This window comes from Synechococcus sp. H55.10, assembly GCF_047502715.1.
Lineage (GTDB): Bacteria > Cyanobacteriota > Cyanobacteriia > Thermostichales > Thermostichaceae > Thermostichus.
The window spans coordinates 1-22,692 of sequence record NZ_JANSJJ010000150.1; the positions used below are offsets into that span (position 1 = coordinate 1).

The following is a 22,692-nucleotide window of genomic DNA, read 5'->3' on the forward strand; positions in this document are numbered from 1 at the left end:
CCCCAGCCCCGCTCCCAGAGGCCCTCACCCCCAGCCCCTCTCCCTGAGGCCCTCACCCCCAGCCCCTCTCCCCGAGGGAGAGGGGGGATGGGGCTCAAAAGTGCTGGAAGGCGTGCTGGCGGCTGAGGGGTTGTCCGTCACTCAACCACACCGTTCCCTGCGGATCCCAGCCGGTTACTTCCCCAATCCAGGTCGCCCCCGGCAACTGTTCCAGAAGGCGCTGGGCCAGCGCGGGCTCGGCGCTGAGCAACAGCTCAAAATCTTCCCCGCCGTAGAGCGCCCACTCCAGGGCTTGGCCCGGAAAAACATGTTGCAAAGCCGCCGAAATCGGGATCCGCTCCGCCTCGATCCGCGCCTCCACCCCACTGGTCTGGCACACCTGCACCAGAGCATCTGCCAAGCCATCGCTGGTGTCCATGCCGGCCAGGCGCAAAGGATCCGGGATCCCTTCCAAAAGGGGTAATAGATCCAAGCGCGGGCGCGGATATTGGTGCGCCCTGATTAACTGCTCTCGCTCGGCTGCCGCGGCTGAGGATCCCTGTTCGGGATGGAGCAGCAGCTCCAGGCCGGCCCGCGCGTCGCCATGGGGCCCTGTTACGATCAGCCAATCGCCCGGCTGGGCCCGTTTGCGCTCAATAGCCCGCCCCGGCTGTACCGATCCCAGAGCCGTGATCGCCACAAACCGCTGCGGCGACCGACACAGATCCCCCCCTACCAATTCCGCTCCCCAAGGGGCACAACAGGCTTGCATCCCTCGATAGAGCTCCTCCACCCAAGCCACCGGCGTGGATCCCGGCAGGCCCAGGCCCACCAGCAAAGCCAGGGGACGGGATCCCATCGCCGCCAGATCCGAGAGATTGGCCGCCACCGCGCGCCAGCCCACTGCATGGGCCGGGGTGGTCAAGTCGCTGAAGTGAACCCCCTCCACCAAGACATCGGTGGTCACCACCAACTGCCCCTTGGGAGCGGCCAACACTGCCGCGTCATCCCCCACCACCTGGTCAGGGCAGTAGCGCTGTACGATCTGCAACAGCCCTGCCTCGCCAATTGCTGAGATCTCCAGGGGAAAGGGATCGCCGCTTTGCTGAGGAGAGCTGTGAGAAAGACCGGAAAACAAAGGCACCTTTTGCGGACAAACAAAGCGGAAAGAGAGATCTGGATATCAGGATCCAATAGTGCCATGGGCAAGCCGGAGAACTTTATTCTGCCGCTCGCTGTCCAATCAAGGCATAGAAGGGATCCCCGCCTCCTCCTGCCAACAAGCTCAGCCAACCCATGGGGACAGGCCGCTGGATGGCCTCGACAATCTCGAACCCCGGCACCGACTTAAAATAGCGCTTGACCAGCTCCACCCGCTCTGCTTCCGAGCTGTCCCGCCAAGCCTGAATCGCCTTCTGGAAAAACATGCGGTTGGAGAAGCTGACAATGAAAAGGCCCTGGGGCTTGAGGATGCGGTGCACCTCGGCAAACACCTCTTCCGGCTGCTGCAGGTATTGCACCGAAACCGTATTCAGCACCGCATCGAAGGATTGATCTGGGAAGGGCAGAATTGGGTTTTGGTTCAAGTTCTGGATGAAGAAGTGATGGAGCCGGGGGTTGGCCGCCAGTTCCTCGGCATTCATCCCATGCCCCTCCACATGGGCAAAATCCATCTCCGGCGGCAGATGAGAAACCCAACTGCTCATCAGATCGAGAATGCGGGTCTGGGGCCGCAAATACCGGCGGTACAGGTCGGTGAGCTGGCCGATAAAGCCGGCATCCACGTGGGTTACAAAGCGGGGATAGTCATAAAAGAAGGCATCGTCGCTGGGATCCAACTTGGAGCGCTGCCAATCTTCAAGAACCGCCATGACAAAAATCCTTTGCAAAGCTTAATCAAAGCTAACACTTTGGAACCCTCAGAAAGGGGGCGGGCGTGATAGCGTAGCAGGGCGACGGTGGCAATTTTGCGAGGGACTTCTTGCCGTGATGTCTGCGTCTTACGCTTCTTCGACAGCTCGCTCCTCTTCTGCCGCTGGCTTTGGCCTGCGCGACTATGTAACCGAGCTGCAGCTCCACATGGCCCTGCAAGCCCGCAGCCTCACCCCGTCTCTGGACGTTTCCCCAGCTCAGGACAGCCCCCAGGCCCTGGTGCAGCAGGCGCAAGCGGAGCTGGAGAAGTCCGTCTCCCGCCAGTGGCTTTGAGGGGCACAGCCTGAGCAGAGGTGCTCAAGCCAAACTCTTGCGCAGCACCCCCTGCACCAGCAGAACCGACACCACCACAAACCCCGTCAATAGGCCCAGGGATCCCGCCAGGGTGAGGTCGCCCCAGGGGGCCTGCAGTACCACATCGGCAAAGCTCCAATGGCTGCTGCGGTAAACATGTCGAATCGGCTCGATGGCAAAGGTGAGCGGGTTGAGGCTGGCCACCCAGCGCAGCCAGGTGGGCATAAAGCTGAGGGGAGCCAAAGCCGTGCTGGAAAAGATCAGTGGCAGATTCACCAAAAAGATAAAGGCCAGCAACTGCTGGTGCCCCGGCATAGCAAAGGCCAGGCCTAAGCTCAGGGCTGTAAAGCCCAAGACCAACAGGCCCACGATCAGGGCCACCACCGCCAAGCCCCGCCCGTCCGGGATCCCGGCTCCGAGGGCATAGTCTGCCCCCACGATCACCGCCGTCTGCAGCAGCGCCAAACTGACGATGAACAGGCTAGAGGCCAGCACAATGGAAAAGCGAGAGGTGAGGGGAGCCACCAACAATCGGTTTAAAAATCCAAATTCCCGGTCGAAAATCACCGGCACGCCGGCATTCAAGGCCCCGCCGAAGGCCGTAAACACGATCACCCCTGCCCCCAAAAACTGGGTGTAGTTTTGTCCGGCCCCGAAAATGCCGGCAGGGGCATTCTGGAACAAGGCCCCGAACAAAATCAACCAGAGCAGCGGCTGGATGATGCCGACCAGCAGGGTTGTGGGGCGACGCTGCAGTTGGATAAACAAGCGGCGGGCGAGGGCAAAGGTCTCCTGCCAAAAGTCGGCTGTAAATAGAGGAATTGGGTTGGATGGGGTTGGGGAAGCAGCAGAGGTCATACCAAGGCTCCTGCAAAGTTTTGAATGAGGTAGGGATCGGGAATCAGGGAAAAACTACTTCTTTTTGCCCAGGTTGGCTTCGGCGGCAGCCAGCTCCGCATCCAGGAGCGTTTGCCCGGTTGCCGCCAAATACACGTCATCCAAGCTGGGACGGGATTGGGTGCTGCTGAAGATCTCCAGCCCGTGGGCCTCGAGCTGGGCGCGGATCTGGCTGAGGGGATCCTCCCCATTGCGCTGCACCACGAGGTTGAGGGCGTTGCCCTGGGCGCCGTTGATCACCACTTTTTGGACAAAGGGCAGGGATCCCAGCAGTTCGGCCCCCCGCTGGGCCAGTTCTGGCGGCGCAAACTCCTGCAGCTTGAGAGTGATGCGCTCGCCGCCGACGCGGGCTTTTAGCTCTTCTGGCGTGCCTTCGGCAATTACCTTGCCGCGGTCGATGATGGCCACCCGGTCGGCCAACAGGTCGACCTCCTCCAGGTAATGGCTGCTGAGCACCACCGTAACGCCGGTGTTTTTAAGTTGGCGCAGAAAGCCCCAGATGGCCAGCCGGCTGGGGATATCCAGGCCCACCGTGGGCTCGTCCAAAACCAGCACCTGCGGCTGGTGCAGCAGTCCTGCCGCCAGATCTAGGCGTTTGCGCAAGCCGCCAGAGTAGGTGCCGATGCGTTGGTCGGCCCGGTCGGCCAGCCCCAGCAATTCCAGGACAGCGGCGATCCGCTCTTGGGCCAAGGGGCGAGGCAGGTGGTAGAGATCGGCCTGCAACTGCAACAATTCTCGCCCCGTCAGCACCTTATCCAAGGCCACCTCCTGGGCAACAAAGCCCAGCTTTTCCCGTACCGCCTTGGGATTTTGGTTGACCGGGATCCCGCACACCTCGATCCGACCTGCGTCAGGGCGCAGCAGGGTGCACAGGCAGTGCAGAGTGGTGGTTTTGCCGGCGCCGTTGGGGCCGAGAAGGCCGTAGATCTGGCCGGGCTCTACTTGGAAGGAGACATCTGCCACGGCCACTGTGGAGCCGTAGCGCTTCTGGAGTTGTTCTACCAAGACTGCAGGGGTATCTGACATGGGTATCCACCTTTCGCTCCTTCTAGGCTATCAAGCCGCTCAGGAGAAAGGGGGGGCGCCCCCTCTCGGCAGCTCTGTAGCCGCCGACTCCCTGGGATGGTGGGATCCAGACCGAGGCTCAGGATATAGTGGTTCAGGCGACGCTGAGGGGCTGCAGGTGGATTTTCGCCGATTTCCCGCTCAGCCCGCTCGCGCCGAACGGTCGCCAATGTCTGTTGTGGGGAGGAGATGAATGTTGAAACCAGAGCTCGCCCGCTGGCCTGCGCATCCCACCTGTGCGGGCCCGACTTCCCCTCTTCAATCTCTCATCCAAAATCTCATCAAACCTAAACTGGGATCTTTTGCAGCTTGGGCGATCTTGGCGCTCGGCCTGGTCGGCTGCGGCGAGGCGACAACTCCGCTTAGCCCGCTGGAAAATGCCTTTTTGCGAGCTGACGACTTTGAAATTACAGGGGGATCCCCGACAGCAGGCGGGGTGGGGCCCTACCTTCAGTTCAACCTGCGGCGGCAGCGGGACAACCAGATCTTGAATCGCCCCTTCAACGTCTATGTGGAAAATGCGGGGCTGGCGGAAGGGCGACCTCCTCTGGTCGATAACCAAAACCGCCCCATCCTTCTCCAACGCTCGGTGGCTTTTTTGGGCAACGGCCTGGACTTGAACAGGGATGGCCAGCCGGATCCGCCTCCCAGAGAACCTCCCAGCCTCGACAGTAGCCCGCTGCTGCCCTATGCGCCGCCCAACAACTGGCAAAGCCGCGCCGTCCTCGCCTACGTCCCCCGCCAGGCCAACATCCCCGGACGGGGCCCCGGCGACCGCTTTGGCCTCTACTTCTCCTCCATCCTGCCCTACAGGGGGCAACTTCGCTTCCGCGCCCGCGACGAGCTGGGCAACGCTCCCGCCCGCATCTTTGAGGTTACTTATCCCCCGGCACCCAGCCGGGCCAACGTCACCGTCACCTTGGCCAACGTTAGCGCCAGCGCCCAGGAACCGGTGCTCATCGCCATCTGTAACCAGTTGGGGGCTGCTGCCGTGGTGGGCCTGCGGAGCGGCACCTTTACCGAGCTGGTGGATCTTTTGCCGGCCCCCAGCTTGCCGGTGGATCCCAGCTTGAGCGAGCCCATCCGCTACGTGGCCGAAGCCTATCAGTTCAACCGCGAGCGAGCCGTTATCCGCGTCTCCCAGAATGCTGCGGATCCCAGCCGCATGAGCGTTCCCCTCTTGGGATCCGAGGGCACAACCGGCAGGGCAGACTTGACGATGGTGAACTCCACCGCTGATCGGCTCACCTGCTTTAACGACCGGCTCTCCGATCTGCGCAATACATTTTCTGACTTCTTCAGATAACAATTAAGCCACAGCTTTCCACCTGCCGGTTTGCAGCAAGCGGAGCCAGTAAAAGCTGGAATGTACGGCCTGGCTTTCCCAGATCGTCCAAAGTCTGCTGAAGAAGCTAGCCGAAAAAAACTCGAAAAATCTGTTCATGGCAAGCTTTTTTGGCTTTCCTGGCTTATTCGATTGCCCTATTGGCAAAATCTAGCCCTGACTTGGGCCTAACCCCTTTTCCTGTCGGATTGGATTGCGATATGCTGGTTTTCCAACTCTAAAATGTGATCGACTCCGAGCTGTTTTTCTGCCCATGAATCCCCATCGCTCCCAGGCTTCGGTTCCTATCCTGCAGGAAAACTGGCACTTTCAAGAGCGGGATGCCTGCGGCGTTGGGTTCCTGGTGGATCGCCAGGGGAGAGCTAGCCACGAGCTGCTGCAAAAAACCCTCCAAGCTCTCACCTGCATGGAGCACCGGGGCGGCTGCGGCGGGGACAGCCAAAGTGGCGATGGAGCCGGCATTGCCACGGCCATTCCCTGGGCGCTGCTGCAGGCAGAGATGGAGGAGATCCGAGCTTGGGATCCCCGCCGCAGTGCTGTGGGCATGGTGTTCTTGCCCCCGGATCCCGCCGAGTGCCAAGCAGTGCGGCAGCTCATCGACGACTACTTGGCCACCACGGAGTGGGGACGGCCCCTCTGGCGCCGGGTGCCGGTCAATCCGGAGTGCCTGGGGCCAATGGCGCGACAAACCCTGCCTTCTATCTGGCAAATGCTCCTCACCCATCCCAGGCTGGAGGGGGATGAGCTGGAGCGACAGCTCTATTTGCTGCGGCGGCGCCTGCGGCGGCAGGTGGAAAGCCGATTCGGCTTTTACTCCATCTATTTTGCTTCCCTCTCCTGCCGGCTCATCGTCTACAAAGGCATGGTGCAGTCAGCCGTGTTGGGCCAGTTTTACCGCGATCTGCACAACCCCCTCTACACCACCGCCTACGCCACCTACCACCGCCGCTTCAGCACCAACACCCTGCCCCGCTGGTCGCTGGCCCAGCCCTTCCGCTACCTCTGCCACAACGGCGAGATCAACACCTACCTGGGCAATGTCAACTGGATGGCTGCCCGCGAGCCCTCTTTGGCCCATCCCCTCTGGGGCGAGGCCATCGAAGAGCTCAAACCCGTCATCGATCCCGGCACCAGCGACTCGGCAGGCTTGGATGCGGTCTTCGAGCTCTTGATCGCGTCGGGCTACTCCAGTCAGCAGGCGATGATGGCGCTGATCCCGGAAGCCTACCGCCACCAACCAGAGCTGCAGGATCACCCGGAAGTGGTGGACTTCTACGAGTTTTTCGCCGGCCTGCAGGAAGCGTGGGACGGGCCGGCCATGGTGGTCTTCTGCGACGGCAAAACCATTGGCGCCACTCTAGATCGCAATGGCCTGCGCCCGGCCCGCTACGCCCTCAGCCGCGATGGGTTGCTGGTGGTGGCTTCAGAAGCCGGGGTGGTTCCCCTGCCGGAAGCCGAGATCCTAGAAAAGGGGCGGCTGGGACCAGGGCAGATGCTGACGGTGGATCTGCAAAGTGGCCGGCTCTACAAAAACTGGGAGATCAAAGCTCGGGTGGCGGCCCAACACCCTTATGGGGAATGGCTCAAGACCTGCCGCGTCCAGCTGGCCAGCCAAGACTTTGAGGTTGCCCCGCAGCTTGCGGAGGAGCAGTTGCTGCAGGTTCAAACCGCCTGCGGCTACTCCTCGGAAGATGTGGAGATGATCATCGAGGAGATGGCGGCCACAGGCAAGGAGCCGGTTTTCAGCATGGGGGACGACGCGCCGCTGGCGGTGTTCTCCACCCAGCCCCACCCCCTTTACGACTACTTCAAGCAGCGCTTTGCCCAGGTCACCAACCCGGCCATCGATCCCCTGCGGGAAAGCTTGGTGATGTCTTTGGAGGTGTACCTGGGATCCAAAGGCAACCTGCTGGAGATCCGTCCGGAGCATGCTCGCCTGCTGCACCTACGCAGCCCGGTGCTCAACGAGGCGGAGCTAGCTGCCCTGCAGCGGACGCCTTTCTCTTGCCGGACGCTGCCCATCCTCTACCCGGTAGCCGCTGGGCCAGAAGGGCTGGCCGCTCAGGTGCGGGCCCTGTGCCAAGAGGCGGCGCAGGCGGTGCGGGAGGGGGCCGAGATCTTGATCCTCTCGGATCGCGGTCTCAGTGCTGAGCAAGCCTTGATTCCGCCTCTGCTGGCCGTGGGTGCCGTCCACCATCACCTCATCCAGGAGGGGCTGCGCCTACGCGCTTCTCTGGTGGTGGAGACCGCCCAATGCTGGAGTACCCACCACTTTGCCTGCCTGATCGGCTATGGGGCCAGCGCTGTCTGCCCCTACCTGGCCTACGAGGCGGTGCGGCAGTGGTGGCACAAGCCCAAGACGCAAACCCAAATGGCCACCGGCAAGCTGCCCCAGCTCTCTCTGGCCGAAGCCCAACTGAAGTACCGCACGGCCATCGAGGCAGGCTTGCTCAAGATCCTCTCCAAGATGGGCATTTCTCTGCTCTCCAGCTACCACGGGGCGCAGATCTTCGAGGCCATCGGCCTCAGCCAAGAGGTGATCGAGCTGGCCTTCCGCGGCACGGTGTCGCGGGTCGGGGGGATGACGCTGGCAGATCTGGCCCGCGAGGGCATGGCCAACCACTGCCGCGCCTTCCCCGAGCTGAGCGCGAAAAAATTGGAGAACTTTGGCTTTATCCAAGCGCGGCCCAAGGGGGAGTACCACATCAACAGCCCGGAGATGGCCAAGCTGCTGCACAAGGCCATCGCCTCAGGACAGCCCGACCACTACGAGATCTACCGGGCCCATCTGCGCCACCGCCCCCCCACAGCCCTGCGGGATCTGCTGGACTTTCGCAGCGACCGGGATCCCATTCCCCTAGAAGAGGTAGAGCCGGCCACCGAGATCTTCAAGCGCTTTGCCACGGGGGGAATGTCGCTAGGGGCCCTCAGCCGCGAGGCCCACGAGACCCTAGCCATTGCCATGAACCGCATTGGCGGCAAGTCCAACTCCGGCGAAGGTGGAGAAGATCCGGAGCGCTACATCCCCATCACCGATGTGACGCCGGAGGGCACCTCGGCGCGCTTCCCCCACCTGAAGGGCCTGCGCATGGGGGACAACGCCAGCTCGGCAGTGAAGCAGGTGGCTTCGGGCCGCTTTGGCGTGACGCCAGAGTACCTGCTCAACGCGCGGCAAATCGAGATCAAAATTGCCCAGGGAGCCAAGCCGGGCGAGGGCGGACAACTGCCGGGCAAAAAGGTCAGCCCCTACATTGCCAAGCTGCGCCGCTCCAAGCCGGGGGTGACCTTGATCTCGCCGCCGCCCCACCACGACATCTACTCGATTGAGGATCTGGCCCAGTTGATCTTCGACCTGCACCAGGTCAACCCGCAGGCGCAGGTGTCGGTGAAGCTGGTGGCGGAGGTGGGCATCGGCACCGTGGCGGCGGGGGTGGCCAAGGCCAATGCCGACATCATCCAGATCTCCGGCCACGAGGGAGGCACGGGGGCTTCTCCTTTGAGCTCGATCAAACACGCGGGGGCGCCCTGGGAGCTGGGCCTGGTGGAAGTGCATCACGCCCTTTTGGAAAACGGACTGCGGCAGCGGGTGATTCTGCGGGTGGACGGCGGCATTCGCACCGGCTGGGAAGTGGTGATGGCGGCCATGCTGGGGGCGGAAGAGTTTGGCTTCGGGACAGTGGCCATGATTGCCGAGGGGTGCATCATGGCGCGGGTCTGCCACACCAACAACTGCCCGGTGGGGGTGACCAGCCAGAAAGAGGAGCTGCGCAAGCGCTTCCCCGGCACTCCTGACCAGGTAGTAACTTTCTTTACCTTTGTGGCCGAGGAGGTGCGCCAAGTCCTAGCCCAACTGGGCTACCGCTCCTTGGAGGAGGTGATCGGCCGGGTGGATCTACTCTGCCCCCGTACCGAGGCGGCTCTGGAGAAAACCCAGTCCCTCAACTTGGACTATCTGCTGCGGACTCCCCCCGGCTTCGATCCCCACCAGCGGCCCGAGTGGATAGACCATGAGCTGGTGCATGGCAACGGCCCGGTGCTGGACGAGGCAATCCTGACGCGGCCCGAGGTGCAAAAGGCCATCGAGACCTGCGACACAGCTACAGTGGAGCTCCCCATCGCCAACACGGATCGCTGCGTGGGCGGACGCATTGCCGGCACCCTGGCCCGGCTGTATGGGGATACCGGCTTTGCCCGACAAGGGGGGCTACTGGATCTGCGCTTTGTGGGCAGCGCCGGCCAGAGCTTTGGGGCCTTTACCTTGGCGGGCATGCGCCTGACCCTGACGGGGGAAGCCAACGACTACGTGGGTAAGAGCATGTGTGGCGGTGAAATTGTCATTCTGGCTCCCCCAGAAGCTCCGCGGGATCCAGCAGAAAACGTGATCCTAGGCAACACCTGTCTGTACGGGGCCACCGGCGGATCCCTGTTTGCCAACGGCCAGGCGGGAGAGCGCTTTGCCGTGCGCAACTCCGGCGCTCAGGCGGTAATCGAGGGATCCGGCGACCACTGCTGCGAATACATGACCGGCGGCGTGGTGGTGGTGCTGGGGCGGGTGGGCCGCAACCTGGGGGCGGGCATGACCGGCGGCCTGGCCTACGTATTGGATGAAGAGGGCAACTTCCCCGCCAAGGTCAACGGCGAGATCGTGCGCATCCAGCGGCTGCAAACAGCGGCGGCGGAAGCACAACTGAAGGGCCTGATCCAGGAGCACTACCGCCGCACCCATTCCCCCAAAGCTGAGCGCATCCTGCAGAACTGGGAGCGCTACTTGCCCCTGTTTTGGCAGGTGATCCCGCCTTCGGAGGAGGGGAGTGAGCTGACGGATCCGGCGCGATCCCAGCCGGTGGCGCTGCCGTCGTAGGGGATCGGGGGCCTGTCGGTAACACTTCTTATCCCCTCGACGGCCAAAGAGGCTGGTAAACTGCGAGTGTATCCTGGCCTTTTCATCCTGTAACCCCTATGAGTTCCACTTTGCAAGCTGCCCAAACCCAGGCGCGAGTGCCCACCGAGACCATCCTGACACCGCGCTTCTACACCACCGACTTCGAGGCCATCGGCAAGATGGGGTTAGGCGATCGAGAGGCCGACTTCCGGGCCATCCTGGAGGAGTTTCGCGCCGACTACAATCGCCACCACTTTGTCCGCGGCGAGGAGTTCAACCAAGATTGGGAAAGCCGGCTTGATCCGGAGGCGCGACGGCTGTTTGTGGAGTTTTTGGAGCGCTCCTGCACGGCGGAGTTCTCTGGCTTCCTGCTCTACAAGGAGCTATCTCGCAAGCTGAAGGAGACCAACCCGGTTTTGGCTGAGTGCTTTGCCCTGATGAGCCGCGACGAGGCCCGCCACGCCGGCTTCCTCAACCGCGCCATGGGCGACTTTAACTTGGCCTTGGATCTGAGCTTCCTGACCAAGCACAAGTCCTACACCTATTTCGCGCCCCGCTTCATCTTCTACGCCACCTATCTCTCCGAGAAGATCGGCTACTGGCGCTACATCCTTATCTACCGCCACCTCGAAGCTCACCCCGAAGACCGCATCTACCCCATCTTCAACTTCTTCAAGAACTGGTGCCAGGACGAGAACCGCCACGGCGATTTCTTTGCCCTCATGCTCCTGAGCCAGCCGCGGCTGCTCAAGGGATGGGTGGCGGAGCTGTGGTGCCGCTTCTTCCTGCTGTCGGTGTTTGCCACCATGTACCTCAACGACGTGGGCGAGCGCCCGGATTTCTACCGTCTCATCGGTTTGGATCCGCATACCTACGATATGGAGGTGATCTACAAGACCAACCGCGAGGCGGCCAAGGTCTTCCCGGTGGTGCTGGATGTGGAGAACCCGGAGTTTGTGCGCCGGCTGCAGAAGTGCGTGGCCAACAACGCCAAGTTGAGGGAGATTGCCCGCGGATCTGGCCCCTTCAAGGGCCTGCGTAAGCTGCCCCTTTACCTCAACAACGCCTACCAGTTCCTGCAGCTGTTCCTGCTCAAACCGCGCAAAGCTGGCTTTTACTTGTGGGAGCAGCCGGAGCCTCGTTTTGAAGAAGCGGCTGTTTCTGCTTGAGCGGCTCTTGATCCCAGCTCAGTATCGGTAAGCCTCGTAGGTCAGCCATGAACATCGCCGCCGAGATTACGCCCCTCTTTTTGTTGGGAACGCTGGCGTTTTTGGGTTGGGGTTTCTGGCGAGCCCGCCGGCGGGGATCCCTGGCCGTCTGGGTGTGGTTCCAGGGATCCCTGCTCCTTTTGCCGTGGGTGGTCTTCCTGGGGCTGCTGCTGTTTGGGGTTTACCTCAGCTTTGCTGGCTTCCTGCTGCTATTGCTGGTGTTCACGGGGCTCTACATTGCCGTGGGGCGCAAAGCCCGCCAGTTGGCCCAGCAGGAGCTGCAGGCGCGGCGGCAGCAGTTGGCCCAGATGGAGGAGCGACAGGAAATCCCCTCGGAAGGGGCTGGGGAGACGCCTGTCGAGCAACCTTTGGTCTTGCGGGGCATCTCTGCGGAAGATTTGCAGGCGATTCAATCCATCTTCGGTCTGGACACCTTCTTCGTCACCGAGACCATCCCCTATGGGGAGGGGGCGATCTTCAAGGGCAACCTGCGCGGCGAGGCAGAGGTGGTGGTGCCCCTGCTGACAGAAAAGCTGAAGGAACGAGTGGGCGGCCGCTACCAACTGTTTTTGGTGGAGGATGCCTCGGAAAAGCCGGCGGTGGTGGTCTTGCCAGATGAGATTGTCAACTACCGCGCTTCGATAGGGGCACAGATCCTGGCTGCGGGCCTAATGATAGCTAGCTTTCTGGCCACTTTGGAGGTGGGGGCAAATCTGTTGGGCTTTCGGCTGTTGGAGTCGCCGGGGCGCTGGGTGGAGGCCCTGCCGGTGGCGGCGGGGATCTTTGCCATTTTGCTGGTGCACGAGACCGGACACCGCTGGATGGCCGGCAAGTACGGCGTACGCCTCAGCCCAGCTTTTGTTATTCCCAGTTTGGGGATCGGCACGCTGGGATCCCTAAACCGCATCCAGTCGCCGGTGCCCAACCGCAAGGCCCTGTTTGACATTGCCTTTGCCGGCCCGGCGGCGGGGGGTCTCCTTTCCTTGGTGGTGCTGCTGGTTGGCCTGAAGCTCTCCGGCTCCGGTGGCCTATACGTGCCCACGGAGATCTTCCGTAGTTCCATCCTGGTGGGCACGCTGGCGCGGCTGGTGCTGGGATCCCAGTTGCAGGCGGAGCTGGTGCCCATTCACCCCTTCGTGGCCGTGGGCTGGATTGGCCTGGCCATCACCGCCTTGAGCCTGCTGCCAGCGGGCCAGTTGGATGGCGGGCGGATCGTGCAGGCGGTGTACGGGCGCAAGACGGCGGCACGTGCCACAGTGATTACCCTGATTGCCCTGGCGGTGGCGGCCATCAGTAACGTTTTGGCTCTCTACTGGGCGCTGCTGATTCTCTTTATTGCCCGCGAGCCGGAGCGTCCGCCGCAGGATGAGATTACCGAGACCGACGGCCAACGGGATGCCTTGGCGCTGCTGGCCCTCTTTTTGATGGTGATGACCCTGCTGCCCATTGCCCCGGCCTTGGCGGGCTTCCTCAACCTCCCCAACGGCTAAAGTCTGGGAAGCTCGATGTCGCCGCCGGGAAAGGGCTTTGGTCCCAGCCGAGATAACAGAGAGAAGCACCTGCAGCGCCTGCTGCTTCAGGCTGTCCACCATCACCAGGCGGGGCAACTGCAGGAGGCCATCTCCCTCTACCAACAGGTGTTGCAAGCCCAGCCTGCCCACCCGGAGGCGCTGCACCTCTTGGGGGTCTGTCGGCAGCAGCAGGGATCCCTGGAAGAAGCCATTGCCCTGATGCAGCAGGCCTTGGCGCAGCAGCCGTGGTTTCCCGACGCCCACTTGAATTTGGGCATTGTTCTCAAGCAGGCGGGGCGGCTGGGGGAGGCAAAAGCCCACCTCCAGCAGGCCTTGGAGCAGGGGGGACCGGATCCGGAAGTTCTGTACCAGTTGGGACTGGTGCTGCGGCAGCAGGGGGAGTTGGAGGCGGCCCTGGTGCCGCTGAGGCAGGCTCTGGAGTTGCAGCCAGACTTTGCCGATGCTGCCTATACGCTGGCCATCCTGCTGCGGGACTGTGGCCGGGAGGAGGAAGCTGCCGAGCTGTTCTACCGCCTCTGGCAAGCCGATCCGGCCGATTTGGCGGCGGCCCTGGGCTGGTGTGTCAGCCAGTTGCCCCTGCTCTACGACACTTCTGAGCAGATCCCAGTTGCCCGGGAGCGCTACCGCCAGGCCCTGGAACAGGTCAGGGCCCGCTGGGCACAACTGCCGCGGGATCCCAAAACCCTGGAGCGGGCGGCTGCTGGTGTTGGCTCCGTCCAACCCTTCTTTTTGCCCTACCAGGGCCAGAACGACCGCGAGCTGCAGCACCTGTACGGATCCCTGGTGGGGGAGGTGATGGCGGCCCGCCACCCCCAGCCCCCCGTTCTCCTGCGGCGCCGTCCTGGGCGGCTGCGGGTGGGCATCGTCTCCGGCCTGTTCCGGGATCACTCTGTTTGGAAGATCCTGACCCACGGCTGGGTAGAAGCTTTGGATCGCTCCCAAGTGGCCCTCTACGGCTTCCACACCTCGGCCGTCCAAGACGAGATTACGCGCTCCCTGCCACCGCGTTTTGAGCAGTTTATAGCCGGATCCCGAAGCTTGGCGGAGTGGCAGGCGATCATTCGAGAGGCGCAACTGGACGTGCTCCTCTACCCGGAAGTGGGCATCGATCCCGTCTGCGCCCAGTTGGCCGCCTTGCGTTTGGCCCCTGTGCAGGCCATGGCCTGGGGACATCCGCAAACCTCTGGCCTGCCAACGCTGGACGTTTTCATCAGCAGCGAACTGATGGAGCCGTCGGATGGGACCGGCCACTACACCGAGCAGCTCCTGCCCCTGCCCGGCATCGGCACCTACTACATTCCTCTGGCTATTGACCCCGCCCCTGTGGACTGGCCAGCCTGGGGTATGGATCCCGATAGGGTGCTCTACCTCTGCGCCCAATCTCTGTTTAAGTACCTGCCCCTGTACGACGAGGTCTTCCCCCGCATTGCTCGGGAGGTGGGGCGGTGTCAATTCCTGTTTTTGCGGGGCCGCCTCTCCCAAGGGATCCGCCAGCGCTTTTGGCAACGGCTGCAGCGGGCCTTCCGCGCCTACGGCCTGGCCGCGGAAGACTATGTGCTGCTGCTGCCGGAACTCTCCCCCGCCCAATATGCCGCCTACAACGCCCTGGGAGATGTTTACCTGGACAGCATTGGCTGGTCTGGCGGCAACACCACCCTGGAAGCCCTGCCCCACGGCCTGCCCATCGTCACGCTGCCGGGATCCCTGATGCGGGGTCGCCACACCTACGCCATCCTGCAGCAGATGGGGATCCACGCAACCATCGCCTCTAACCTAGATGAGTATGTCCAGATTGCCGTGCGGCTGGGCCTGGATGACCGCTGGCGCGAACAGATGGGCCAGCAGGTAAAAGCCCGCCAGGAGCGCGTCTACCGGGATCCGGCCCCCATCCGCGCCCTGGAAGCCTGGTTGCAAAGCCTATAGGTGTGAGAAATCACAGTCGTTTCAAACAAGATTGAGACGCCCTCACCCCCAGCCCCTCTCCTTTGTGGGAGAGGGGAGCTAGAGATCAACCAGCAAGCTATTCCATAACTGCTTGCTATAAAAAAGGGATAGAGCGGCAAGGGATCTACATGGTCGGTTAGGAGCGCAGCGCCCGCACAAAGGCCACCCAACCCAGGCTGAGATAGCGCTCCAGGTGCAACCCCACCTGCTGAAAGTGCTCACGCAACTGGGTTTCTGAGAAAAACCGAAGGCCGCTTGCTTCCAACCACCGCTGCACCATCTGCCCCCATCCCTGCACCTGCTGGCTGTGCATCGAGACAAACACCCCTCCCGGTTGCAAAACACGGGCAACTTCCCGCAGACAGGGATGCAAAGGCACTTCGTTCAGGGTGGCGCCGCTGATCACCGCCCCAAACGTTCCAGAGGCGAGGGGAAGCTGTTCGGCTCGGGCCCGCACCAGGCTGTAGCGCTGCCAGTGGGGCTGCGCCTGTTGGGCTGCCTCGGCCAATACCCCTGCCGCATTGTCCAAGCCGATCACCGTCCGCTGCGGATCCCTGGCCAGGAGCAAGCGGCTCCAGTACCCCCCTGCCGTGCCCAAGTCCAAGACGGGATCCGCCTCGCCCACCAGTTCCGCCAGCAATTGGCCTTCCCGCTCGCTGCCGAAGCTCTCTCCCGACAACAGCGACAGTGCCCAAGGCCGCCAGAGGCGATCGTAGCCCCAGGCAAACCCGGGCAGATGGGCAATGGCCTGAGCGGGAGTGAGCGGCCAGTCCGGCAAGGTGGCCAAAAAATCCACCGCTCCAAAGGCGGTGATGGGGTAAATTTGCCCGCAACTGGGACAGTAAACCCGATCCGCCGCGGATCCCGGCTCACGTCCCGGTGACAGGTTCAGCCCGTCTTGACCACAGCTCAGGCAGCGGTAGAGGTGAACCGGCAAAGCAGAGAGCATGAGACAGCCCAACGCAACCCGTAAGGCAAAGAGGGCAGCCGCCGGGATCCAACCCCCAACAACCGCCCTCCCAAGTTAATCCATGCAACACCCCAGACCAACCATCTAGAGAGGATCCCTCAGATCAACTTTGGACTGGGCAAGCCGATCTTCTCTGGGATGGGCACATACTCTGAGACAATCGCCCGGAACTCGTCCCCATCCAACGTCTCCCGCTCTACCAAAGTATCGGCCAGGCGATCCAGCAGAACGCGGTGTTCCAACAAAATTTGCTTGGCTTTCTGGTAGCAGCTCTCCAGGATCTGCCGCACCTGGCGGTCGATCTTGGCGGCCACGTCCTCGGAGTACTCGACGCGGTTCATCCAGCCGCCGCCCAAGAATACCTCGTTGTTGGGCGGATCCAACATCAGCGGCCCCAGCTCGGACATGCCAAAGCGGGTCACCATCTGCCGCACCAGATTCGTGTTCTGCTGCAGGTCGTTGCTGGCTCCGGTGGTCACTTCCGAGTAGCCGAAAACGATCTCCTCAGCCGCCCGACCGCCAAAGCCCACAACCACCCGATCCAACAGCCAAGCGCGGCTGTACATGCCGGAGTCGATCTGCTCTTCGTTGGGCAGTTGCTGGGCAAAGCCACCCGCGCCGCCGGAACGAGGAATAATCGTCACCTTGTTCAAGGGATCCGCATGGGGCAGCAGCGTCATCAGCAGAGCATGGCCGCACTCGTGGTAAGCGATCAGGCGCTTGCTCTTGCCGTCCAATAGCGGCGGCTTGGTCAGGCCGATGGTGATGCGGTCGATGGCATCGTCGATGTCTTGGTTGGTGATGGCCATGCGCTGACGGCGGGCCGCCAAAATGGCTGCCTCATTGAGCAGGTTGGCCAGATCCGCACCAGCAAAGCCGGGAGTGCGGCGGGCAATGGCCTCCAGGCTGACCTCTTCTGCCAACTTTTTGTTGCGGGCATGCACGCGCAAGATCTCGTAGCGCCCCTTAAAGGTGGGCCGATCTACCGTAACCTGGCGGTCAAACCGCCCCGGACGCAGGAGAGCCGCATCCAACACATCCGGGCGGTTGGTGGCCGCAATCACGATGATGCCGGTGTTGCCCTCAAAGCCGTCCATCTCCGTGAGCAACTGGTTCAGGGTTTGCTCGCGTTCGTCGTTGCCACCGCCGATGCCGGCCCCCCGCTGTCGGCCCACCGCGTCGATCTCGTCGATGAAGATGATACAGGGAGCATTCTCCTTGGCCTTCTTGAAGAGATCCCGCACGCGAGAGGCCCCCACCCCGACAAACATCTCCACAAACTCAGAGCCGGAAAGGCTGAAAAAGGGCACCCCTGCCTCGCCAGCAATGGCTTTGGCCAAGAGGGTTTTACCCGTCCCCGGCGGCCCCACCAGCAACACGCCTTTGGGGATCTTGGCCCCCACCGCGGTGAAGCGCTCCGGCTTCTTCAGAAAGGTAACCACCTCTTGCAGCTCTTCTTTGGCCTCTTCGATCCCGGCCACATCGTCGAACTTAACACCGGTTTTGGCTTCCATCTGGAAGCGGGCCCGCGACTTGCCGAAGTTCATCGCCTGCCCGGGGCCGCCCGCTCCCCCACCGGCGCGCCGCAGGAACAAGAACAGCCCCCCCAACAGCAGCACCGGGATGATCAGGTTGCCCAAAATCGCCCAGAAGGCGCTGCCGTCGCGGGTGGGCACCACGGCCACCTCGATCCCCTGCTCGGTGAGGCGATCCACCAGTTGCGGCACGGTGTTGGGCAGCAGGTTCACTCGGTAGCGGGTGGAATGCTGTGTCTGCGGATCGACAGCTGTAACTTCGGCAACCAGGTTGTTGTCCGTGAGGCGCACATCGGTAACCCGCCCCTCCTCGACGTAGCGCAAAAAGCGATCGTAGGTGAGGGCAGAGGCCAGGGCAGCGTGGGCAGGAACCAGACCAGATCCCTGCCAGAGACAAAGGCCCAGCACAAGGGCGATCAACCAGCGCTGGGCAGATAGAGGCTTGTTCATAAGGAAGAGGAACACCCGGTGATTAAAAGTCCTTTAACAAACTTAACCTGTCCATCCTGGAAGACACAACCCTGCCCTGGCCTCGATGAGATCTCCAACTCCAATGAACTTGAGATCTTGCTGATGGGGATCCCTGCCGGAGTGGGATGATCCCCTGCAACTAGGCCGAGCCGGAGGATCCCAGCCGATCCAGCCCATAGACCCGCCGCCACATTTGGTCGGCCAGAGCGGCGGGCAGCAGCCGCATCAGCCCCAGCGCCACCTTGCCACCGGTGAAAGCAGTGTAGCGGTCGGAAGGGTGGGGATCCGTCATGGCTCTCAGGATCGGCTCCACCACCTTCTCCACCGGCCAGGCCATTTTGTTGAACGAGCTGGCCAGATCGGCAGTTTTGTCCAAGATCGCCTTGTAGGGGCCATTTGGGTTGACAACAGCAGCAAAGGCTTCTTTTGCCACGCGGCCAAACTCAGTGACCACCGGCCCCGGCTCGATCAAGATAACCTTGATGCCGAAGGGGGCCACTTCCACCCGCAGGGCGTCGCTGAGGGCCTCCACGGCAAACTTAGTGGCGTTGTAAACCCCACTGAAAGGCATCGACATCTGGCCAGCCACCGAGCTGAGGTTGAGGATGCGGCCGCTGCCTCGTTCCCGCATTTGGGGCAAGAGGGCGCGGGTGAGGGCGTGCAGGCCAAACACGTTGACCTCGAACTGGCGTCGCATCGCCGCCACATCCACCTCTTCCACCGGCCCCATCTGGCCATAGCCGGCGTTGTTCACCAGGATATCCACCCGGCCAAAGCGATCCAGAGCCTTTTGGGCCAGCGCCTCCACCTGGGCCGTATCGGCCATGTCGGTGGGCACCACCAGCGCTTCTGTCCCCTGCTTCTCCACCAAGTCCTTGACGTTTTGTAGCAGCCCCTCTCGGCGGGCCGCCAGCACCAAGCGGGCCCCGCGTTTGGCCGCTTCCAGGGCAACGGCCTCTCCAATGCCGGCAGAGGCTCCGGTGATCAGCACCACCTGATTGGCAAGTGAAGGCATGGCTTTCTTTCCTGCAAACTTTTTCCATCCTAGAAGGATTTCCGGGATCCCTGGAGAGGGGCAACCCCGCCCTTGGAGTTTCCGTATTCGGCACCCGGTATTGTGGCTATGATTAGATGAACCCGGGAAACGGCTAGGGTAGAGCTCGACGGACGAGTTCTTCTTGGGCGGGTGTCTTCGGGTGTGAAGTAGCGAGTTGCGGGTAGGATGCAGCGACTGTGAAGTACTTCCGCAGGCGAGTTGGCCGAGGTCGAGCTCCGTTGCCGGGGGCGGTTACCGAGGCTCGGTTGGCTCAATTGCTCAGGGCAGCGGAGGCTAACTTACAGGCCAACTCTGAGCTACGCCAACAGCAGCAAGAACAGCAGCGACAACTGGAGGCCGAGCGCCGCCACAGCGAAGCCCTGCGCGATGCCACGGCCGACTTGCGCACCAGCGTGATGGAGTTGCGGGAGGGGCAAGCCTTTTGGCAAAGCCAGGTGGACGAGCTGCGCTCTTGTCTGCGGGATTTGCTCAAGGAACAAAGCGAACTGGTGCAGATCATCGCCCAGCAGCAGCACATCCTGAAGGACTGTAAGGAAGTCATCCGCGCCATTCTGGAGCAAATGCGGGATGACCACCGCGACTTCCGCTCCGCCATCGGCATTTTGCTGGAGGAACTGCACCAAACCGTGCGCTGCCTGGTTCTCAAGTCGGGCGGCACCCTTCCCAAGCCTGTCCGCCACCCCGAAGCGCCAGATCCCGGCTCCCAGCCGCCTGATTCTGCCTCGCCTGGGGATGGCCCTCTGTCCTAGCAACCCAGACTTCTGCCTTCCCCGAAAGCTCCAGAGCTATCCAATCCCGCCCTCCGGCTGGGGCCAAAACAGGCGCAACTCCCTAACCTGCTCCCCCTTGACCAACAGGGAGCCGCCGCCGGACCGGCCTTGCAGGGGAATTTCCTCAGGAGAGAAGGAGTGTACCCGTTCGGACTCCGTGATCACATCGACTTGCAGATGGGGGTGCGCCGCCAGATCGGGGGGGAAACCCACCAAGCCCACCAAGCCATCCCCTTTGTTGGAGAAGTGAAAGGCTGACACGCCCACTTTACCCTGCTCCAGGATGGGTATCTCGCCCAGAGGCAGCCGCTTCAGATAGCCCGACCGACTGGCCAAAATCAGGATCCCTTGCGGGGGCAGCAACGCCATACCGGCGATCTGTTCTGTGCGCCCCAAACGTAGGGCTAGGGATCCCATAGCTGCCCGACCCATCAAGGGGATCTGTTCGGCATCCAGCCGCAGCACCCGCCCGGCGGAGGTGGCGAGGACAACGCTGTAGCCTTGGTGGCCGGGATGCCAAAGGGCCGCCCAGCCCAGCTCGTCCCCTTCTTTGAGTTTCAGGACGGTGGATCCCCGTTGGCTAAGGCCCGTCAGCTCCGCCAGGGCCACCCGCTTGATCCGCCCCTGCCGGCTGAGCACCACCAGGCTGGCCTCGCCGGGAGAGTGCTCCGCACCGCTGACGCGAACAGGATCCAACGGGAAGGTGGCAACGATCGGCTCGGGGTTGGGGAGAAGGGTGACCAGAGGTACCCCCCGCGAGGAGCCGGTGCTGAGGGGGATCCCTTCGCTGGGCACGGTGAAAGCTTTGCCGCTGGCGGTGAGCACCAAGATTTCCTGCTCTGGGGTCACGCATTCCAGGCCGACCAGAACATCTTCTCCCAATTCCCGTTGCGCCGGATTGCTGCGGGAGCGAGGCCCAGGCAGAGGCAGGCGGCGCACGTAGCCTTTGCGGGTAAGTTGCAGCAGGAAGCGGGTGTCTTCGCCGACTTTGCCACTGGGGATCTGGGCCTGTTCTGCCTCCAGCTCGGCTTCCGAAAGGATCTGGGTACGGCGCCGGTCGACAAAAGTTTTCTTCAAGTGGCGCAGCTCTTTTTTCAGGTAATTCAAGAGCTTGCGGCGATCTTCCAGCAGCCCCTGCAATTCGAGGATGCGGGCCTGCAGCTCGGCCTGCTCCTGGTGCAGGCGCTCCCGCTCCAAGGTTGTCAGGCGGCGCAGGGGCATGGCCAAGATTGTCTCCGCCTGTTGGGGGGTGCAGCCCAGGCGAGTTTGCAGTTGGGCTTTGGCCGTGGCGCTATCGGGGGCTTGCCGCAGCAGGTCGATCACCCCCTCCAGATCGGCCAGGGCCAGCACCATCCCCGCCACCTCTTCCGCTTTGCGCTGTACCCGCTGCAGTTCGGCGCGAAACATCCGGTTGAGAGTGGCCTCGCGGAATTGCAAAAAGTGCTGCAAAATCTGCTTCAAGCTGAGCTGCTGGGGTTTTCCCTCCAGCAGGGCCAACAGGATTACCCCAAAGGTGCTCTGCAGGGGGGTGAGCTTGTACAACTGCTGCAGAACTGCCTGCGGGTTGGCCTCCCGCTTCAGCTCCACCACCACGCGAATGCCGCTGCGATCCGACTCATCCCGCAAGTCGGCAATGCCGCTGAGGCGGTCTTGGGCGACCAACTCTGCCACCTTCTCGAGCCAGGCGGCTTTGTTCACCTGGTAGGGAAACTCGGTGATAACCAGGGCGGGCCGGCGGTGGCGTCCTCTGCCCGGCTGGATCTCCTCAAAGCGGGCCACTCCCCGCAGGGTGATGGAGCCGCGCCCGCTGAGGTAGGCCTCGCGGATCCCTTGGCTATCAACGATTTGGCCGCCGGTGGGAAAGTCCGGCCCTGGGATCCAGCGCAACAGCTCTTCAGGGCTGAGATCGGGATGGTCGATCAAAGCCAGCAGGCCGTCCACGACTTCTCCCAGGTTGTGGGGCGGGATGTTGGTGGCCATGCCCACGGCAATGCCGGCAGAGCCGTTGAGGAGCAGGATGGGCAGGCGGGCCGGTAGAACGGTGGGCTCCGCCTGGGATCCGTCGAAATTGGGCATAAAGTCCACAATTTCTTCGGAGATCCCCTGCAGAAGGGCCGTGTGGCTCAGCTCCGCCAGCCGACACTCGGTGTAGCGCATGGCCGCCGGCGGATCGTCGTCCACCGAGCCGAAGTTGCCGTGCCCCGCCACCAGGGGGTAGCGGCTGGAAAAGTCTTGCGCCATGCGCACCAGCGCGTCATAGACCGCCTGATCCCCGTGGGGGTGATATTTCCCCAGCACGTCCCCCACCACCCGCGCACACTTGCGGTAGGGGCGATCCGGCATCAGGCCCAGCTCGTGCATGGCGTAGAGGATGCGGCGATGCACCGGCTTGAGGCCATCCCGCACATCCGGCAAGGCCCGCCCCACGATCACGCTCATAGCGTATTCCAGGTAGGAGCGTTGCATCTCCCCCTGCAAATCGGTAGCGATCACCCGCCCTGAACGGGATCCCCTACCCGATCCAGATCCCAGTCCGTCGAGAGTGAGTTGCTGAGTCATGGCAAACCCGAGCGGAACGCTTTCCAGGTTACTGTAGCCGTTTCTTTGGCCCTTGCGAGGTGGGATCCCATTCTCAAGGCCAGCCTGTTGCTAGCCGTTGTTTGTTGGCGTATCAATGGGCGTAGCTCTGTCCCTCCTAGGCCGGCCAGTCAGCTTGGGGTTTTCAATCTAGCGGAGTTTGCACTTTTGCCGGCAAAGGAAGGATTCTCGGCAAGGATCTGGCGCTACTTGGTTGGGCTTTTTCTTCTCACT

The 22,692-nt window shown here is 62.5% G+C and carries 15 protein-coding genes; 7 read left to right on the forward strand and 8 right to left on the reverse strand.

Annotated elements, in window-relative coordinates; all coding sequences use genetic code 11:
• Positions 1-94: 94 nt before the first annotated feature.
• Positions 95-1,117 carry a thiamine-phosphate kinase gene (gene thiL / locus NW858_RS09440; protein WP_414520365.1) on the reverse strand — a complete coding sequence of 341 codons (1,023 nt, stop codon included), beginning with the start codon at positions 1,115-1,117 and terminating at the stop codon, positions 95-97.
• Positions 1,118-1,199: 82 nt separating this feature from the next.
• Complete coding sequence (locus NW858_RS09445) at positions 1,200-1,850, reverse strand: class I SAM-dependent methyltransferase (protein WP_414520366.1); 651 nt, start codon at positions 1,848-1,850, stop codon at positions 1,200-1,202.
• Between the two features lie 118 nt (positions 1,851-1,968).
• Between NW858_RS09445 and NW858_RS09450 the strand changes: the two genes are divergently transcribed.
• Positions 1,969-2,184, forward strand: coding sequence for a hypothetical protein (locus NW858_RS09450; RefSeq protein WP_414334306.1), 216 nt, complete (start codon positions 1,969-1,971; stop codon positions 2,182-2,184).
• Between the two features lie 24 nt (positions 2,185-2,208).
• On the opposite strand, the gene NW858_RS09455 is transcribed toward NW858_RS09450, so the two are convergent.
• Both NW858_RS09455 and NW858_RS09460 read right to left on the reverse strand, forming a co-directional pair.
• The gene (locus NW858_RS09455; protein WP_414334304.1) at positions 2,209-3,063 is read right to left on the reverse strand and encodes an ABC transporter permease; all 855 of its coding nucleotides are present in this window, start codon (positions 3,061-3,063) and stop codon (positions 2,209-2,211) included.
• A 54-nt stretch (positions 3,064-3,117) separates the two neighbouring features.
• A complete protein-coding gene (locus tag NW858_RS09460; protein ID WP_414520367.1) occupies positions 3,118-4,128 on the reverse strand; it encodes an ATP-binding cassette domain-containing protein in 1,011 nt (336 codons plus the stop codon).
• A gap of 358 nt (positions 4,129-4,486) precedes the next feature.
• On the opposite strand from NW858_RS09460, the gene NW858_RS09465 reads away from it, so the two are divergent.
• The 5 genes from NW858_RS09465 to NW858_RS09485 all read left to right on the forward strand — a co-directional run bounded on the left by NW858_RS09465 (position 4,487) and on the right by NW858_RS09485 (position 15,057).
• Positions 4,487-5,473 (forward strand): hypothetical protein, encoded by a 987-nt coding sequence (locus NW858_RS09465; protein ID WP_414334301.1) that lies wholly within the window; start codon positions 4,487-4,489, stop codon positions 5,471-5,473.
• A gap of 292 nt (positions 5,474-5,765) precedes the next feature.
• The gene (gene gltB, locus NW858_RS09470; RefSeq protein WP_414520368.1) at positions 5,766-10,373 is read left to right on the forward strand and encodes a glutamate synthase large subunit; all 4,608 of its coding nucleotides are present in this window, start codon (positions 5,766-5,768) and stop codon (positions 10,371-10,373) included.
• A gap of 98 nt (positions 10,374-10,471) precedes the next feature.
• Complete coding sequence (gene acsF, locus NW858_RS09475) at positions 10,472-11,563, forward strand: magnesium-protoporphyrin IX monomethyl ester (oxidative) cyclase (RefSeq protein WP_414520369.1); 1,092 nt, start codon at positions 10,472-10,474, stop codon at positions 11,561-11,563.
• A gap of 47 nt (positions 11,564-11,610) precedes the next feature.
• Positions 11,611-13,092 carry a site-2 protease family protein gene (locus NW858_RS09480; RefSeq protein ID WP_414520370.1) on the forward strand — a complete coding sequence of 494 codons (1,482 nt, stop codon included), beginning with the start codon at positions 11,611-11,613 and terminating at the stop codon, positions 13,090-13,092.
• A 15-nt stretch (positions 13,093-13,107) separates the two neighbouring features.
• Positions 13,108-15,057, forward strand: coding sequence for a tetratricopeptide repeat protein (locus tag NW858_RS09485; RefSeq protein ID WP_414426983.1), 1,950 nt, complete (start codon positions 13,108-13,110; stop codon positions 15,055-15,057).
• 157 nt (positions 15,058-15,214) lie between these two features.
• On the opposite strand, the gene NW858_RS09490 is transcribed toward NW858_RS09485, so the two are convergent.
• The 3 genes from NW858_RS09490 to NW858_RS09500 all read right to left on the reverse strand — a co-directional run bounded on the left by NW858_RS09490 (position 15,215) and on the right by NW858_RS09500 (position 19,069).
• A complete protein-coding gene (locus tag NW858_RS09490) occupies positions 15,215-16,027 on the reverse strand; it encodes a class I SAM-dependent methyltransferase (RefSeq protein ID WP_414334294.1) in 813 nt (270 codons plus the stop codon).
• A 119-nt stretch (positions 16,028-16,146) separates the two neighbouring features.
• The gene (gene ftsH, locus NW858_RS09495; protein WP_414509320.1) at positions 16,147-18,033 is read right to left on the reverse strand and encodes an ATP-dependent zinc metalloprotease FtsH; all 1,887 of its coding nucleotides are present in this window, start codon (positions 18,031-18,033) and stop codon (positions 16,147-16,149) included.
• Positions 18,034-18,193: 160 nt separating this feature from the next.
• The gene (locus tag NW858_RS09500) at positions 18,194-19,069 is read right to left on the reverse strand and encodes an SDR family NAD(P)-dependent oxidoreductase (RefSeq protein WP_414520371.1); all 876 of its coding nucleotides are present in this window, start codon (positions 19,067-19,069) and stop codon (positions 18,194-18,196) included.
• A gap of 218 nt (positions 19,070-19,287) precedes the next feature.
• Between NW858_RS09500 and NW858_RS09505 the strand changes: the two genes are divergently transcribed.
• Positions 19,288-19,860, forward strand: coding sequence for a hypothetical protein (locus tag NW858_RS09505; protein WP_414349243.1), 573 nt, complete (start codon positions 19,288-19,290; stop codon positions 19,858-19,860).
• A gap of 36 nt (positions 19,861-19,896) precedes the next feature.
• On the opposite strand, the gene NW858_RS09510 is transcribed toward NW858_RS09505, so the two are convergent.
• Positions 19,897-22,440, reverse strand: coding sequence for a DNA gyrase/topoisomerase IV subunit A (locus NW858_RS09510; protein WP_414520372.1), 2,544 nt, complete (start codon positions 22,438-22,440; stop codon positions 19,897-19,899).
• Positions 22,441-22,692: the final 252 nt, after the last annotated feature.